Source organism: Anabaena sp. CCY 9402-a (genome assembly GCF_963920945.1).
Lineage (GTDB): Bacteria > Cyanobacteriota > Cyanobacteriia > Cyanobacteriales > Nostocaceae > Trichormus > Trichormus minutissimus.
In genome coordinates this window covers 35,584-52,133 of record NZ_CAWUDL010000047.1, presented here as the reverse complement: position 1 = coordinate 52,133, position 16,550 = coordinate 35,584, and the positions used below count along the sequence as shown (strand labels likewise).

10 protein-coding genes, 1 tRNA gene and 1 CRISPR repeat array are annotated in these 16,550 nt (G+C 39.8%); of the genes, 9 read left to right on the top strand and 2 right to left on the bottom strand.

Annotation, left to right across the window (positions count from 1 at the left end; translation table 11 throughout):
• Positions 1-140 precede the first annotated feature (140 nt).
• Positions 141-2,580: a CRISPR direct-repeat array (repeat unit 37 nt; unit sequence GTTTCAATCCCTGATAGGGATTAGAAGAAATTGCAAT).
• A 1,463-nt stretch (positions 2,581-4,043) separates the two neighbouring features.
• The 8 genes from ACM0OR_RS17785 (at position 4,044) to ACM0OR_RS17750 (ending at position 12,850) form a co-directional block, all read left to right on the top strand.
• Positions 4,044-4,640: a helix-turn-helix domain-containing protein gene (locus tag ACM0OR_RS17785; RefSeq protein ID WP_414577780.1), complete on the top strand. Its 597-nt coding sequence runs from the start codon at positions 4,044-4,046 to the stop codon at positions 4,638-4,640.
• A gap of 57 nt (positions 4,641-4,697) precedes the next feature.
• Positions 4,698-7,739, top strand: a complete 3,042-nt coding sequence (locus ACM0OR_RS17780; protein WP_323266820.1) for an ABC transporter transmembrane domain-containing protein — start codon at positions 4,698-4,700, stop codon at positions 7,737-7,739.
• A gap of 187 nt (positions 7,740-7,926) precedes the next feature.
• Positions 7,927-9,474, top strand: coding sequence for an HlyD family efflux transporter periplasmic adaptor subunit (locus ACM0OR_RS17775; RefSeq protein WP_323266821.1), 1,548 nt, complete (start codon positions 7,927-7,929; stop codon positions 9,472-9,474).
• Positions 9,475-9,861: 387 nt separating this feature from the next.
• Positions 9,862-10,614 (top strand): peptidylprolyl isomerase, encoded by a 753-nt coding sequence (locus ACM0OR_RS17770; protein ID WP_323266822.1) that lies wholly within the window; start codon positions 9,862-9,864, stop codon positions 10,612-10,614.
• A gap of 406 nt (positions 10,615-11,020) precedes the next feature.
• Positions 11,021-11,212: a hypothetical protein gene (locus ACM0OR_RS17765; protein WP_414577777.1), complete on the top strand. Its 192-nt coding sequence runs from the start codon at positions 11,021-11,023 to the stop codon at positions 11,210-11,212.
• Positions 11,213-11,526: 314 nt separating this feature from the next.
• Positions 11,527-12,579 carry a tRNA dihydrouridine synthase DusB gene (gene dusB, locus ACM0OR_RS17760; protein ID WP_414577776.1) on the top strand — a complete coding sequence of 351 codons (1,053 nt, stop codon included), beginning with the start codon at positions 11,527-11,529 and terminating at the stop codon, positions 12,577-12,579.
• 11 nt (positions 12,580-12,590) lie between these two features.
• Positions 12,591-12,761: a hypothetical protein gene (locus tag ACM0OR_RS17755; protein WP_414577774.1), complete on the top strand. Its 171-nt coding sequence runs from the start codon at positions 12,591-12,593 to the stop codon at positions 12,759-12,761.
• 8 nt (positions 12,762-12,769) lie between these two features.
• Positions 12,770-12,850: a hypothetical protein gene (locus ACM0OR_RS17750; RefSeq protein ID WP_414577781.1), complete on the top strand. Its 81-nt coding sequence runs from the start codon at positions 12,770-12,772 to the stop codon at positions 12,848-12,850.
• On the opposite strand, the gene ACM0OR_RS17745 is transcribed toward ACM0OR_RS17750, so the two are convergent.
• Positions 12,836-13,279: a cyclic nucleotide-binding domain-containing protein gene (locus ACM0OR_RS17745; protein ID WP_414577773.1), complete on the bottom strand. Its 444-nt coding sequence runs from the start codon at positions 13,277-13,279 to the stop codon at positions 12,836-12,838. The two genes, ACM0OR_RS17750 and ACM0OR_RS17745, sit on opposite strands and share 15 nt — an antisense overlap.
• A gap of 542 nt (positions 13,280-13,821) precedes the next feature.
• On the opposite strand from ACM0OR_RS17745, the gene ACM0OR_RS17740 reads away from it, so the two are divergent.
• Positions 13,822-13,906, top strand: a tRNA-Ser gene (locus ACM0OR_RS17740).
• A gap of 1,571 nt (positions 13,907-15,477) precedes the next feature.
• Here the strand turns inward: ACM0OR_RS17740 and ACM0OR_RS17735 are convergent.
• Complete coding sequence (locus ACM0OR_RS17735; RefSeq protein WP_414577771.1) at positions 15,478-16,539, bottom strand: molecular chaperone DnaJ; 1,062 nt, start codon at positions 16,537-16,539, stop codon at positions 15,478-15,480.
• Positions 16,540-16,550 lie beyond the last annotated feature (11 nt).

The following is a 16,550-nucleotide window of genomic DNA, read 5'->3' as shown; positions in this document are numbered from 1 at the left end:
GTTTATTAAACTGGCATTTTACTATTAATTCTCCATAAAAGTAACCGAAGAACCATTATTTCTTGACAGACTAGTAGGTTGGGTTGAGGAACGAAACCCAACATTTTTAGGACTCATAGATGATAAATATTTTTTATTTCCTTTCAATCCCTAATAGGAATTAGAAGAAATTGCAATTTATGGCGACATTTAGCTACTACCTCACACCGCCATGTTTCAATCCCTGATAGGGATTAGAAGAAATTGCAATAAGAATATAAAAAAGGTTGTAAAGGTGTGTTACCTAGTTTCAATCCCTGATAGGGATTAGAAGAAATTGCAATATTTTGAGGCAATGAAGCGAGCCGGGATTGAACCAACTGGTTTCAATCCCTGATAGGGATTAGAAGAAATTGCAATTTCTATATTCGGTTTCTAGAGTTGTTTCTACTGTAGCGTTTCAATCCCTGATAGGGATTAGAAGAAATTGCAATTCCCAAAAATAATTTCCTCCTCATGATTACTGGGTTTCAATCCCTGATAGGGATTAGAAGAAATTGCAATTAAGTGCGCTTAATGCCCGAATTGGATGATCGTGCGTTTCAATCCCTGATAGGGATTAGAAGAAATTGCAATTGTTGGTCAGGGGGAGTTGCACCCTTCAACGAGTCGTTTCAATCCCTGATAGGGATTAGAAGAAATTGCAATCCCCGAAAAGAATAGAGGCAAGTATGCTTTTGAATTAAGTTTCAATCCCTGATAGGGATTAGAAGAAATTGCAATCTATACCGGACTTCTCAGAATAATACTCAAGCAGTTTCAATCCCTGATAGGGATTAGAAGAAATTGCAATCAATCAAGGAATTCATTCCTACTTTTCCAGAGAGTAATCTGTTTCAATCCCTGATAGGGATTAGAAGAAATTGCAATTTGAATCAAAGACTAATAAAGTTCCTCGCACCTATGTTTCAATCCCTGATAGGGATTAGAAGAAATTGCAATGCAATTCTTTGGTTCAAGGTAGTCAATCGCTTTACTCCCGTTTCAATCCCTGATAGGGATTAGAAGAAATTGCAATTTGGGACGCTGGAGATCGAGGGTATGGTGCAATATGTTTCAATCCCTGATAGGGATTAGAAGAAATTGCAATCAAGCCTTGGAAACAATGGGTTACGGCGAAGACGTTTCAATCCCTGATAGGGATTAGAAGAAATTGCAATGCTTAACACCTTGTTGTAAACTCTGCTGTACTCTTGGCTGTTTCAATCCCTGATAGGGATTAGAAGAAATTGCAATTAGAGGATTCTAACATAGTGCAGATATCTTTAAGTGTTTCAATCCCTGATAGGGATTAGAAGAAATTGCAATAAGAAGAAAAGCAATAATAGAGAAAAGCCCAAGGGAGTTTCAATCCCTGATAGGGATTAGAAGAAATTGCAATTGTAGGTCTGCTAACTCCTGATAGTATTCTAAATGGTTTCAATCCCTGATAGGGATTAGAAGAAATTGCAATTCTTTGTACTTGTCGATGTCAACAAAATACTCGGTTTCAATCCCTGATAGGGATTAGAAGAAATTGCAATGGTAGAGAGCAAGGGAAAGGGGAACAAGTTATGGTTTCAATCCCTGATAGGGATTAGAAGAAATTGCAATCACTATTGTAACTATCCGTAAGCTTTGCATCTGTTTCAATCCCTGATAGGGATTAGAAGAAATTGCAATCTCAGATGAGCAATTCCTGGTGTGGTGCGAAACTAACGTTTCAATCCCTGATAGGGATTAGAAGAAATTGCAATTCAAAGTAATCCATCTTTGCAGGAAAGCATTTACTAGTTTCAATCCCTGATAGGGATTAGAAGAAATTGCAATAGATAAAGAAGATGCAAAACCTGCGCCAATGAAGTTTCAATCCCTGATAGGGATTAGAAGAAATTGCAATTGTCATCCTGGTAGACAACCTTGTCATCCTGGTAGTTTCAATCCCTGATAGGGATTAGAAGAAATTGCAATCTATCACCAAGCTGCCTACAACAGCCACAGCAGGGTTTCAATCCCTGATAGGGATTAGAAGAAATTGCAATCTAGAACTCACATCTAATGTTTTGCCGTGTTGGTTAGGATGGCGTTTCAATCCCTGATAGGGATTAGAAGAAATTGCAATCGTGTGGCGTGTGCCACAGTTGCCGCACTATCGAGTCAGTTGTTTCAATCCCTGATAGGGATTAGAAGAAATTGCAATATTCTGTTGATTCATCCACATTAAATAGAGTTACGTTTCAATCCCTGATAGGGATTAGAAGAAATTGCAATTTCTTATGCTTTTTAGGTTGTACAGTAATATCAACATCACGTTTCAATCCCTGATAGGGATTAGAAGAAATTGCAATTCGTGTGTGCGTATGCGTGTACGCGCGCGCTGAGGTTTCAATCCCTGATAGGGATTAGAAGAAATTGCAATACCTTAAGCATTCAGTTAAGCCTACCTAAACTTAGTTTCAATCCCTGATAGGGATTAGAAGAAATTGCAATCAAAACTAGGAGTGGCTTTCGTCATCCACTCCACAGTTTCAATCCCTGATAGGGATTAGAAGAAATTGCAATAGCGGCGACCTGAAACACAGTCTATATTTAGTTTTCAAGGTGCGGTTGCGCGGATGGAATAATCTTAGCATACAGAATTATAACTGGGTAGAATACAAATGCCCAAAACCCTTACTAAATAAAGTGCGCGGCTATTTTTATTCAAAAAAATCTCAAAAGTCTTACACTGCAAGAACTCCAAGGTCAGTTAATCAGAGTTTGTTTTTAACACCTACCCATCCGCGCATTCGGGCGGAAAGCACTGTTTTTATCAAGTTATTGACCAGCTAATACAGTACAGATTCAACAAAGCCACCATCTGACATCAATACATCATGCTGAGTTATGTTAGCGTAGCGAGTTGTAAATCTGGGCTGAGTAATAATACTAATCACTAGCGTTTAGGCTTTTGTTTTTCAACCGTAATTGTAACTAAAAGTCTTCTGAATTGCAGAAAAAGCGAATAAATTAGCTGTTTTTCAGAAAATTATCAATTTTTAATAAAATTTTTATAAAGATTTGATGAACTTTACTTTTTTCGGATAAAAACTATTGACTAGCCTTCAGAAAATTTCTACAAAAATAGTAGTAGGTTAAATAATCAAATTGAGAGACTGTCAGTTCTTAGTTAATTTTTGCCAGGTGAATGCAGATGACTCATGATCTGCTAATGAAAAAATAGGCAGTGTGGTGTTAGTTTGATGTTAGTAACATTTACTTGCATTGAAATCTAACTAAATAACCCTCTCTGATTGGTATTCGTAATCGCAGCAACTTAAATATTCACTCATTGAGTTTGTACCTACATTCCAGTTTTTAGCAACATCCTGATAACAAAATCATCATCAGACTTGAGGTAGATTTTCTGATATTAGCAACCAAAATAATTGGTTGGAGTCAATACCAGCGTGACACCATTGCTCAGAAAATTTTATCAAGTTATTGATGCAAGCTTTTGAGGTGTTTTACCAGATATTGCGTTTTTTGAGGCTTTGGAATATTGAATACTTACAGATAACCCCCCTCATTTACCAATTTAAAGGAGGGTAAACACTTGTCATCACATCTGATTTTTCACGTTATGTGGAAAAGCTAACGCGAAACCTAACCCCCTAACCCCCTTCCCTTGTAGGGAAGGGGGAGAAGTTAAAGCCTCTCTCCTTGTAGGGGAGCCAGTGCGTTGCGGGGGTTCCCCCGTTGTAGCAACTGGCGTGAGAGGTACTCTAGCGAGAAGCCGCTCCGCGTCTTTGGAGAGGGGTTTTCCAGATCCTGTGAAAAGTCAGGTCATCACATAGGCTTAATATCTTGAAACAAGAGAATGTAATGCTCTTTCATCAATCTGAGGAAAGCAAAATAATTGTAGCTTGGGTTGAGCGATAGCCTTTTTGTCATCAGTACAGTTGAGAAACTGGAGAAAGCCGACTAAACCTGATGAATTTGAAACTTTGACCTAAACATAAATTAGACATTACCTGGTAATAATTATGTCTGAATATTTTCATCAAGAGCAATTTATTGAAGGTTATGACTTGCACGAAAGTAAGTTTTTAACACCCTTTCAACGGAAAGCTTTGCTCAAGCATTTACAAACTAATTTGCAGCCAGAATATCGTAAACGCATTGAAATTATGTTACTGGCGGATATGGGGACATCGCAAAGCCAAATCTGTGAAAAATTAGGCTGTTCTCAAGAAATGGCGCGTTATTGGATTGGCATAGCTGAAGCAGGTTTGGCACACAAATGGAATGAGCGACCCATAGGTAGACCCAAAATTGTTAATAACCAATATATGGATAGATTGAAGGAATTAGTAAGTAATAGTCCGCGTGATTATGGTTATGCTTTTACCCATTGGACAGCCCAATGGTTAAGTAAGCATTTAGCATCAGAATTGGGCATCACTATTAGCGATCGCCATATCAATCGCCTGTTAAAACAAATGGGACTTTCTACCAAACCAAAAAATAACCGTCCTCAAGTTACTGAGACTGATCCAGATAATAACATTACAATTTCTGACTTGAAATCTCAGTCTGAAACACCTCTGGATTGGTCGTTTAATTTAATTCGTAATTCGTAATTATCATAATGATTAAGAAGTACGAAAGTTCACAATATTTGGTTTGGAGGTGAGGGAATGCCGTCAGGTTTTTCCCAGCAATATTTAGCGCAACAACTTACTCAAACCTTGGGTGAGTTGTTGTCAGAAAAGGAAATAGAACAGTGTATCCAAGAGTTAGAAATTATTGAACCGCCAATTGCCAAGCAGTTTTGGCAAGCTGCTACAGCTTCGGCGGGAATTTACATCATCCTTGGGGGTAAAGTCAGATTACTTGATAGTTCTTTAAACTTAATCACCACGCTTTCAACAGGAGCGTCTTTTGGTGAACTGACTTTATTTCCAGAACAAGAATTTAGTCCTTATGTTGCTAGGGCTTCTGTTAATTTAAAACTTGCTTATCTACCGCAAGATAGTTTACAAGGGCTGATTAGTGAACATTCTAGCATTGGCGATCGCCTAAAAAAACAGGCAGAAACTTGGGATTTATTGGTGTTCTGTAACCAAAATACCTTACTGCCTGAAAATACTTCCGTCGAAGATGCCTTGAGAGCATTGTTTTTATTTGAACGTCAGACTTTAGCTAGTGGTTCACTTCCCCAGTCGCTTTTGCAAGATACCAAACTCTGGCTTTTACAGCGAGGAGAATTAACAGATACCCAAGGACGCAGATTTATACCCGGAACAATCACCACATCTGCAAATGTAGGTAATTGGCAAGTTACACAATCAGCAGTTGTGTATATTTTGAGAAATACCAATTGGCAAATAGCACTAGAATATTGGCCGCAGTTAACAGAATTCCGAGAATCCAGTGTTAGTATTGAAAGTAACCCCTCCCCATCCCCGGTTGTAGAGACGCGATATGTCGCATCTCTACAACCCCCCCCTCCAGAAAAACCCAAACCACGTCGCTCCTATTTCCCTAGCCCGAAAGTGAGAGTAGGGCATTGGTGGGGAAGAATTACCAAACGCTATCCATTATTTGAACAACAAAGTGCAGCTGACTGTGGTGCAGCTTGTTTAGTCATGGTTAGCCGCTACTGGGGTAAAAACTTAAGCGTGAATCGCATTCGGGATTTAGCCAATGTTAGCCGCAATGGTGCATCCCTCAAAGGTTTAACCACAGCCGCAGAGACGATAGGTTTTACTACCCGTCCGGTGAAAGCCAGTTTGGATAAATTAGCACAACAAACCTTACCTGCGATCGCTCATTGGGAAAATAAGCACTACATCGTAGTTTACGAAATTACCAAAAAACACGTTATTGTCTGCGACCCGGCGATTGGACAACGTAGCCTCATACTGTCAGAATTTAAAGCAGGTTGGACTGGCTACGCTTTATTATTGCAACCCACCAGCCAACTACAAGAGGCACAAGAAGTCAGTACCCCATTCTGGCAGATGTTTGAGTTAGTCAGACCTCACTCACGCGTGCTGCTAGAAGTGTTTGGGGCTTCGGTATTAATTCAGTTTTTGGGACTGATTACGCCCCTATTTACCCAGTTGTTATTAGATAGAGTCATTGTGCAGGGTAGCACGCTGACTTTAAACGCTGTGGGTTTAGGGTTGATGATTTTTGGGTTATTCCGCGTCGCCGTCAATGGACTCAGGCAATATTTACTAGACCATACAGCCAACCGTATTAGTGTGTCACTGTTGGTAGGTTTTATTAAACATACCTTCCGTTTACCCTTAGCGTTTTTTGAATCCCGTTATGTCGGCGATATTGTCTCCCGTGTCCAAGAAAACCAAAAAATCCAGCGTTTTTTGACTGGGGAAGCCCTCTCCATCATTTTGGACTTACTGACGGTGTTCGTTTACGTGGGGCTGATGTTTTGGTATAGTGCGTCTATGGCATTGGTCAGTTTAGCGATCGTGCCGCCGTTTGTATTACTGGCACTTGTGGCTACACCATTTCTACGCCGCATTAGCCGGGAAGTTTTTAGTGCTACCGCCAACGAAAACAGTTACCTCATTCAATCCCTAACGGGGATTCGCTCAATTCGTTCGATGGCAATTGAGCAGACAGTGCGCTGGCATTGGGAAGAACTGCTAAATAATGTAATTAGAAAGACCTTTGCTGGGCAGATTATCAGTAATCAGTTACAGATTTTTAGTTCGGCAATTGAAACCCTAGTTACGACCAGCTTACTGTGGTTGGGGGCGTGGTTGGTGATTCAAAATCAACTTACCATTGGTCAGTTAGTTGCCTTTAATATGCTGCTGGGTAACATCATTAGACCTTTTCAGCGTCTAGTCGTGCTGTGGAATCAATTACAAGAGGTAACAATTTCTACAGAACGCATCAATGATATTCTCGAAGCCGAACCAGAAGAAGACTTACAAAACCAGCCCCGGCAATTTTTACCTCGCTTGAGCGGTCATATTCGCTTTGAAAATGTCACCTTTCGCTATCATCCAGAGAGTGATATTAATGTCTTAGAAAATCTCAGTTTTGAAATTAAACCAGAGCAAACCGTTGCTGTCGTAGGGCGTAGCGGTTCTGGTAAGACCACATTGTTTAAATTAATTTTAGGGCTATATCTGCCGACAGATGGCAAAGTGTTGATTGATGGTAACGATGTGACTAGTATAGCCCTGCGATCGCTCCGTTCTCAAATCGGTGTGGTTGACCAAGACACCTTTCTGTTTGGCGGTACAATCCGCGAAAATATCAGCATTGCTCACCCCGAAGCTAGTTTAGAACAAGTGATAACGGCGGCGCGATTAGCTGGGGCTGATGACTTTATACAACGATTGCCAATGGGTTACGAATCCCAAATTGGCGAAGGTGGCGGTATGTTATCTGGCGGACAACGCCAACGCCTAGCCATAGCCCGTGCTTTGGTAGGTGATCCCCGTTTATTGCTTTTAGATGAAGCAACCAGCCACCTCGATTCAGAATCTGAGCGTCTGATTCAAAATAACCTGAAAACTATCCTTCAAGGACGCACCAGTGTAATTATTGCCCACCGCCTGTCCACCGTGCGTCATGCAGACTTAATTTTGGTATTAGATCGTGGCTTATTAGTCGAAAGCGGTACTCACGATCAATTGATCACACGAAAAGGCCATTACTTTTACCTGAACCAACAGCAACTGGCGACTAATTCGTAATTCGTCATTAAGAATTGGTTGCCTTGGGTATTACTGGGAAATTGTTAAAAAAATGGGCATGGGACAAACAGGACATGGGATATCGGGCATTGGGTAATAGTTCTTCTTCCTTTCTATTCCCTAATCCCCATTACCCCTTATCCCCAGTCCCCAGTTCCCAGTCCGCAGTCCCCCTTCAGAGTAATTTATGCCACACATATCCCACAATTCATCATCTGTGCTAGTCAAGTCACAGCCAGATGATCTGCTACGAGTTGAAGAATCGCGTTCTCTAGATAATGAGCAAACACAAGGGGTAAGCGAGACTAATGATTGGTTTTATGGCACTGAGGAATTACTCGATGCCTTACCCAAACGCTGGACTCGTTCCATGCTTTACCTCTTGATTAGCTTTGCGGTGATTATTATCCCTTGGGCATCTCTGAGCAAGGTTGATGAAACAGGAACAGCCAGAGGGCGTTTAGAACCCAAGGGTGCAACGCAAAAACTAGGTATTGCCGTCGCTGGTAAAGTCAAAACAGTGAATGTGGAAGAAGGGGCGACGGTTAAGGCTGGGCAAGTTTTATTAGAATTAGATGCTGACGTTCTACAAAAAGAATTAGAACAAGCTGAAACTAGGTTAGAAGGATTAACTAATCGGCAAGCGCAGCAAGAATTACTCAAAAACCAATTGATGCTCGCCATTAATATTCAAGAACAGCAGAACCAAGCCCAAGCCTTGGAAAAAATGGCACAAGTGAATCAAGCCCAGCAGCACTTAGATGGTAAACAAAGTACCTACCACTTACAAAAACTAGAAAAACAATCTCTAGTAGAACAGGCTAGGCAGAGAATTAATTCTACTCAGATTCTCCAGCAATTGGCTCAAAGGCGTTTGCAGCGAGATTCCAAAGAAGTTACACGCTATCGTGATCTGTTAAGGCAGGGTGCAATTCCCCAAATTAAAATTGTCGAACTGGAAAACTCTGCCGAAGATAGCCAACGCTCTTTGCTGCAAGCCAATGCAGAGATTATGCAAGCACAGTTGCGTTTAAGAGAAGAAGTCAGTCGCTACCAAGCAACCATTAGTCAAATTCAAGCAGAAATTCAGCAAGCACAACTACGTCTGCAAGAGCAGCTAAGTAGTTATCAAGGGGTTGTCCAAGCGGGTAAATTGGCAGTCCTCAAAAGCCAAGAACAGTTAAAAGACCTGCAAAGCCAAATTACTAACTTGCAATCAGAAATGGCGCAAACCAAGAGCCAGATTGCATCATTTAAGCTACAACAACAACAAAGAATAGTGCGATCGCCTATTGATGGTGTAATTTTTGAGTTACCTGTAGAAAAACCAGGCCCCGTAGTCGAACCAGGACAGATAGTAGCTCAAATCGCACCACAAAATACGCCTTTAATTCTCAAAGCCCAAATGCCCAGCCATCAAAGCGGTTTCTTGAAGGTGGGAATGCCAGTTAAAATCAAGTTTGATGCTTATCCTTTCCAAGATTATGGCGTGGTGCAAGGGCGCGTTAACTGGATTTCGCCGGACTCGAAGATCCAAACTACCGCTCAAGGGAACGTAGAAACCTACGAGATGAATATCACTATAGACCAACCATATATCCAAGCTGGTAATAAACGTATTTTCTTAACCCCAGGTCAGACAGCATCAGCAGAGGTAATTATTCGTCAACGCCGAGTAATTGATTTTGTCTTAGACCCATTTAAGAAATTACAAAAAAGCGGTTTAGAGCTTTAGAAATAAGCTAATACGCGCGATGTGCAATTTATTCTTGAAACCTCTCCCATACCAGGAGAGAGGCTTTAATTATTACTCTCCTTCCCTGTCTTTGCTACGCAACGCTAACGCGAACGACACGCTGCGCGTTGGCGTAGCCTCTCGTTCGCGTAGCGTCTCCCTTTGGGAGAAGAGAATGTAGGGAAGGGGTTGGGAGTTAGGTCTGAGAGAACTTTGCACACGACGTTAATACGGTTCAGATCAGCCCCCCCTTATCTAGAGACTTAATAATCGCGTCTTGAAAACCCAACGACTAGGCTGATCAACCTTTGGAGACGTTGCAACGCAACGTCTCTACAAGCCATGCCATTTTTCCACCACCAATTAATTTAAAGGGAGATTTGTATCATGCCAAAACTTATACAACTATCGATTGCAGACATTATTTATCATCTAAAATTATCTTGTCAAATCCCCACAATTTTAGAAGCGATCGCCACCTCCAGAATTATTACTGAAGCTGCCGTCTCAGCAGGCATTGAAATTAGTGTAGAGGAACTTCAACAAGCCGCAGATAGTATGCGCTTAACTAATCAATTATTCAAAGCAGAAGATACATGGAATTGGCTAAACAAATATTATCTTTCTTTAGATGACTTTGAAGACATGGCTAAAACCAACTTATTATCTGCTAAGTTAGCTGGTCATTTATTTGCAGATAAAGTTGAACCATTCTTTTATGCCCATCAAATTGATTACACTGGGGCTGTAACTTATGAAGTTATATTAGATGATGAAGACTTAGCTTTAGAGCTATTTTACGCCTTAAAAGAAGGTGAAATTAGCTTCCAAGAAATTGCCCGTCAATACATCCAAACCCCAGAAATTAGAAGGGCTGGGGGCTATCAAGGCATTCGTTATCGGCGAGACTTTCGACCAGAAATTGCGGCTGCTGTTTTTGCTGCCAATCCTCCCCAAATTCTTAAACCCATAGTTACCCCAAAAGGAGTACACATAATCGCCGTTGAGGAAATCATTAACCCCGAATTAGATGAGGAGCGACGGATGCAAATTGCCAAAGATTTATTTACACTTTGGTTAGAAGAACAAGTAAATGCTGTAGAAATTGTAGCTGATTTCAACCGCCAAGATAATTCGTAACGATGCTTCCCCCCGCTACGCTTTAAGCGCAGCTATGCCGCAGGCTTTACGTAATTCGTAAAAAGATTTGGGGTGGGGGATAATCACATTTTTGCTACAAACCCCACTCCTTCATATCAACACCATAAATGCTACTTTTTATACACAAGGGCGGGATATAGGTTTAGGTTGATAGTTGATAACTTGATCACAACGGGTTAAGCGTCAAAAAAGTTACGCCATACTAGCTGACTAAGTGGGATGCTAGATTCTGGAACTGAAGTCATATCATTGCCGTCGCTTATCATACAGGTGGTAACATATTAAAGTAAATGATTTAAAACATACAATCATTTAACAAAGCTTAAAGTTGCTTTATTATATTGTTTACCAAAGGTGTGAGTTGAGTTGTGGAATTGAATTAGCGATGACTACTTGTATATCTACTATTGCAGAACGTAACTCTCAAGCTGTACGAGTATGTGAGTTAACCAAGACTTGTTATCAAGACGATCAACAAGTCAAGTTCATGAGCTTGCAAGCAGAGGTAGATTCTCTGTGGCAGGAATTACAAAACCTCAAGGAAAAACGTTTAACAACCACTAGCCCAGAATCATAAAACAAATTTACTGTCGAGCGATCGCAAAATCTTCCCAGTCGTCCACTTAAGCTAAATGCCGATTTGACAGAGTTCTCTGAGGCTATGTCAGCAATAGAGACTATTTCAGGGAAGTTACAATCAATCATTAAGATTTTATTAAAATTTGTATATCAATTTACCATTACTTGCACAAAATTTAAGTCAGCAATCACAAAATTTTTGTGATTGCTGATTTTCGCTCTCGGAATGAGGCATGGGGACATCTATAAGACCTAGATTTAAAAAAGGTGAGCCAAATAGCTATCATTGAATGTGTATTTTGAATTGTTCGTATGCTCACACTGTCTCCCAGCCTACAAGCTAGACTTTCTCAACCCCTCAAAATCGGCTCATTTGCAGTCAAAAGCCGAGTTCTTCAGTCGCCTTTATCTGGGGTGACAGATATGGTATTTCGTCGCTTAGTACGACGTTATGCACCCGATTCAATGATGTACACCGAAATGGTGAATGCTACGGGGTTACATTACGTCAAGCAACTACCCAAAATCATGGAGGTAGACCCCAACGAACGACCTATCAGCATTCAATTATTCGATTGTCGCCCCGATTTCCTCGCAGAAGCAGCCATAAAAGCAGTTACCGAAGGTGCTGACACTATTGATATTAATATGGGGTGTCCAGTCAATAAAATTACCAAAAATGGTGGGGGTTCTTCTCTGTTGCGACAGCCAGAAGTAGCAGAAGCTATTGTTCGGGAAGTGGTGAAGGCTGTTAATGTACCAGTCACAGTCAAGACGCGTATTGGTTGGAATGACAAAGAAATCTTCATTCTCGACTTTGCCAAGCGGATGGAAGATGCTGGGGCGCAAATGATTACTGTGCATGGACGTACCCGCGCTCAAGGGTACAATGGTAATGCTCGCTGGGAATGGATAGCGCGTGTGAAGGAAACACTGTCTATTCCAGTGATTGGTAATGGGGATATATTTTCAGTCGAAGCAGCTGTGAGATGCTTGGAACAAACTGGTGCGGATGGTGTGATGTGTTCCCGTGGGACGTTGGGTTATCCTTTTTTGGTGGGAGAAATTGATCACTTCTTGAAAACTGGGGAGACATTACCAGTCCCAACCCCAATTCAGCGTTTGGAATGTGCCAGAGATCATTTACAAGCCTTATGGGAATATAAAGGCGATCGCGGTGTCCGTCAAGCCCGCAAGCACATGACTTGGTACGCCAAAGGTTTTGTTGGTGCGGCTGAATTGCGGGGACAATTAAGTTTAGTGGAAACAGTGCAGCAAGGTTTAGACTTGATTGATAGAGCTATTGAGCAATTAACTCATGGTTATGAACCAATGGAAGAAGCCGAAAATTTCCAAGTTGCTTAATTATATAGGCGATGTCTTTTGTAGACATCGCCTCTGAAGCTCCATACCGATATAAACCAGAATTTATCCGCTTCTTTTTCAATAACTCTATTTCTAATATATCTGCCGAAGTGCGATCGCAAATTGAAGATACCCTACTTTTACACCTTTATTACATCGGGTTTATGACCGTGCTAGGCTAGAACTTGCCATTGACTACAGTCAGTCTTGCATTCCCAAACTATCTACAGAGGATGAAGCTTGGCTACAAAGTTTATTAATGCCGACCTGAAACCGTGATGTTAACATTTTCATTGAGTCGGCGAACCAGACGCGATAACTCACGAATAATATTAACTGCGATTTCAGGAGTCTCTTCAATGGCATCATAAAGTTGTTCTTGGGTCAGTTCCAAAAATTCGCAAGATTCTAAAGTTGTGACGTTAGCCGAACGGGGTTGCGTATCAAATACTGCCATTTCCCCAAAGTATTTCCCCTGATCTACGACTGCTAGTTGTTTATCTCCAATATGAACTTTCACTCTACCTGAGACAACTATATATAGCGATCGCCCTTCTTCTCCCTGTCTGAAGATGGTGTGATTGGCGGGAAAATGTAACTCGTGCATCACTGAAGTCAAGCGCACAATAAAATCATCCCGCAGTTCCTTAAAAATCGGGACTCGGCGGACAAACAATAAACGATCAACACTACTAAGCATAATTTATAGTTAAAACTTACACATTAAAAAATACGTAAAACAAATATTTTCAATCATGCAATTTTCCTACTATATAATGCTAAATCTTGCGTCGCTGGAAGTAAGCTGTGACGATCGCTGATTTTCGATAATAGGTATAAATTACTGTAGCAACATTGAAAAAATACAGTGCTGCCAACTTGAAGTGAAAAGCAACAAGAAGTCATGCTGTGGTAAATACTCCTGATGGATAGATGCAGAAATGACACAACAGATACTCAAAATATCAATGTCAGTTGTTAGCAAGTATACGCTAGTTTAAAAAGTGCCAAATTAGAGGTGCGCGGCGGGAGTGTGTACCGTGATTACACAAGGAAGATTCCCACACCCCAGAGGACTTGTTGGATTTTATTGAAGAGAAGGGAAAGGAGGTGTCCGCAGCGTTGGCAGTGTTACGCGGGTGAAGGGATGCTATGATTGACAAGAGGAAACCGAGTCTCAGTAGTTTCCTAAACTCACTAGGGTTAAATTTTTAAAACACTCAAACCCGTGAGTTCATAGCTGGAGAGGTGTCCGAGTGGTTGATGGTGACGCACTCGAAATGCGTTTTGGGGAAACTCAACGGGGGTTCGAATCCCCCCCTCTCCGTTTAATCTCATCTCAAACTGTAGGATATTTCTCCTGTGATTGCGATCGCAATGAGATATATTTTGTTTGCATGAATTTTGATCCCTTCAAAAAGTCCAGAGTCAAGTTTGGATGTTACTTCCCTTACCTATCAAAAAAAGGGATATTTAAACACATCCTTTAGGAAGATGACCTGGAACAAGAGTAGTTTTAAATTAATTCTGGTGTGTCGAATAACTGCTTTCTATGGAGGTTTAGCACTAGCTAAACCTTTTCTATAGGTATACGAAATTTTGGGTTATCAGGTGAAAATATTTATTTTATTTCCATTAAATGTATATTTAAAAACTTGCCCACTAGATTTTAGGTTATGTTTACATACCTATCGATAGATGGACTAAAGTAATATATTTTTTATATTACGTAGCATATGGTAAACTCTTGGTTTGTATAGGCTTGGTTGTTATCCAAGCCTATTTTGTAAAAACTTAAAAAACAATTTTTCATTTTAATACTTACGACTTTAATTAGAAAATAATTTTTTATTTAAATACTTTAATTAATTTAAAATAATCTGCTAATTATCAAGTAAAAACTGAATCAGCATCTTTCCATAGATGGGGGATATAAATTTGCTAAACAGATAGAATTTAGCTTGTTAATGCCTGAAAAACGTGTGTGTACCCTGGATTATATTCCAGGGTCTTCTTTTAATTTGATTAATTTAATAGACTGACATAGTTAAATTTGTACATAAGACTTAGGATTAGACTTAGGTTGGTTTGATGCAAGTAACCCCAACATAAATAAGGGTTTTGGGTTTCTTTGCGTTAACCCAACCTAAAAAATTTTGCCTCATTTAAGCCTTGTCATACCACTACAAATTAGGGATTTTTTAAATTAAAAATCTCTATAATGCTGAATACAGAATTAGTATTCTAGAATTGCATACCAGATTTTTTAAATTTTGTACACATCTTTTTGACAGATGAATTATTCTCAAATTAGGCATAAATTAAAAGCATATGGTAAACACCTGGTATGCCTAGGGGCTGAGTGATGACTCAAGCCTCTTTTTACTTTTTATTAGTTTTTTGGACATAAAATTTATTGCTGAGAAGTTAAATCTGACAAGATGATGAATTTACCATTTATAGCAATAAATTGATACATACTAAAGGAAGATGCCATGTCAAAACAGTCGTTTTAAATTAATTTTGTACGTTGTTAAGCACAGCAATTATAGAGGTTTGGTCTTTAACCAAACCTTTTTTATTATCGGCTAAGTTAGCACATATCAGCTTTGAGATGATTTGTATACACTCTATAGGAAGATGAACTAAAGTAAGAGTAGGTTTACATTAATCTTGGTGTAGTAAATGCTTGGTATATATGAAGGCTTGGTTTAACCAAGCCTTTTTTTATGAGTAATGGGGATATTTTTGGATGAAATTTAAAGGTTAGTAGTGAGTTAGCTTCAAGAAACATAGGTGACAGGCTTTCCTGCGGACACTCTCGCAAAATTGTCAACTCTAGGATTATTAAAAGTGGTGCAGGTTAGGAGTTAGTACAGTCTGCGCCTAACTTTCTTTCTAAAATACTATTATTCCGTCTAATTCTGACATCATTTGCTCAAGCATATCTTCCATCATTTCCTCATTCAATGAACGTAGCGTTACTGGGCCACTCAGAAATTCTTTAATTGTCAATTTCTGGTCACGGAAATTTTGGACAAAATCACGAATTTCCGTGACTACATTAATTTGATGATCTATTGTCTCTAGCATCATATCAATAGAGTCAATACCTTGTTTAGCTGCTTTACGAGCATCGGCAACCATTGCGCCTTCAGGAGTATTTTTAGCTAAACGTAGTTCCTGTTTCAAGTTCTCATATTGATTGAGTAGAATTTCATTTTGCTGTTCTATAATTTTACATTTGCGAGTTAAATCATCTTCGCTATTATTATCGATAGATTCGCCGACTTGATGCTTTTGCTCTATTTCTAAGAGTCTTGCCAAATCCCCTTCTTGGTAAGCTTTATTGATTTCCTTCATGATTTCGGTATGGTACTGAAGGGTTTCGTTATCTTGGACTTTATCAGGGTGAAAAATCTCTGCTAACCTCAAAAATGTTTGCCGAACTTTTCTAGATTCATCTGTTCTAGTTGCAGAAGGAGATTCTATAGATTGTTGTGTTTCCCAAGCTTGATGGCTGTCTTTACTTGTTTCTTGGGAATTATCATCTTGAGGACGGAGATTTTCAAACAATTCATCTAGTTCTGTATCTGCATCAGAAACATCAAATTTTAAACTGATGATTCCTGTTAACTGGAGTTGTTGATAAACTGCTTCTATATTTTTTTTTGTTTGTTTACCGAACTTTCTTTTAGTTAAAATTTCTTTGAATAGAGTATGAATTTCTTGGTCAAGTTCTGCCATTTTTCGGAAATTGGGATTGGCTTTGTGAAATATCTCCGTGGCTAAAGAACGCATCTGGTCAACAAAATTCTTTAGTTCTGTTCGCTTTCTCTTAATTTGTTTCAGTAGCGATTGATGTTCCTTTTCTAATCCCTCTAAGCGGATATGTAACTCGGAAAGAGCCAAGGGTATTGTTTTGCTGGTGTGAGGTGGAGACGCAATTTTACGAGGCATGGAAGGTGTAG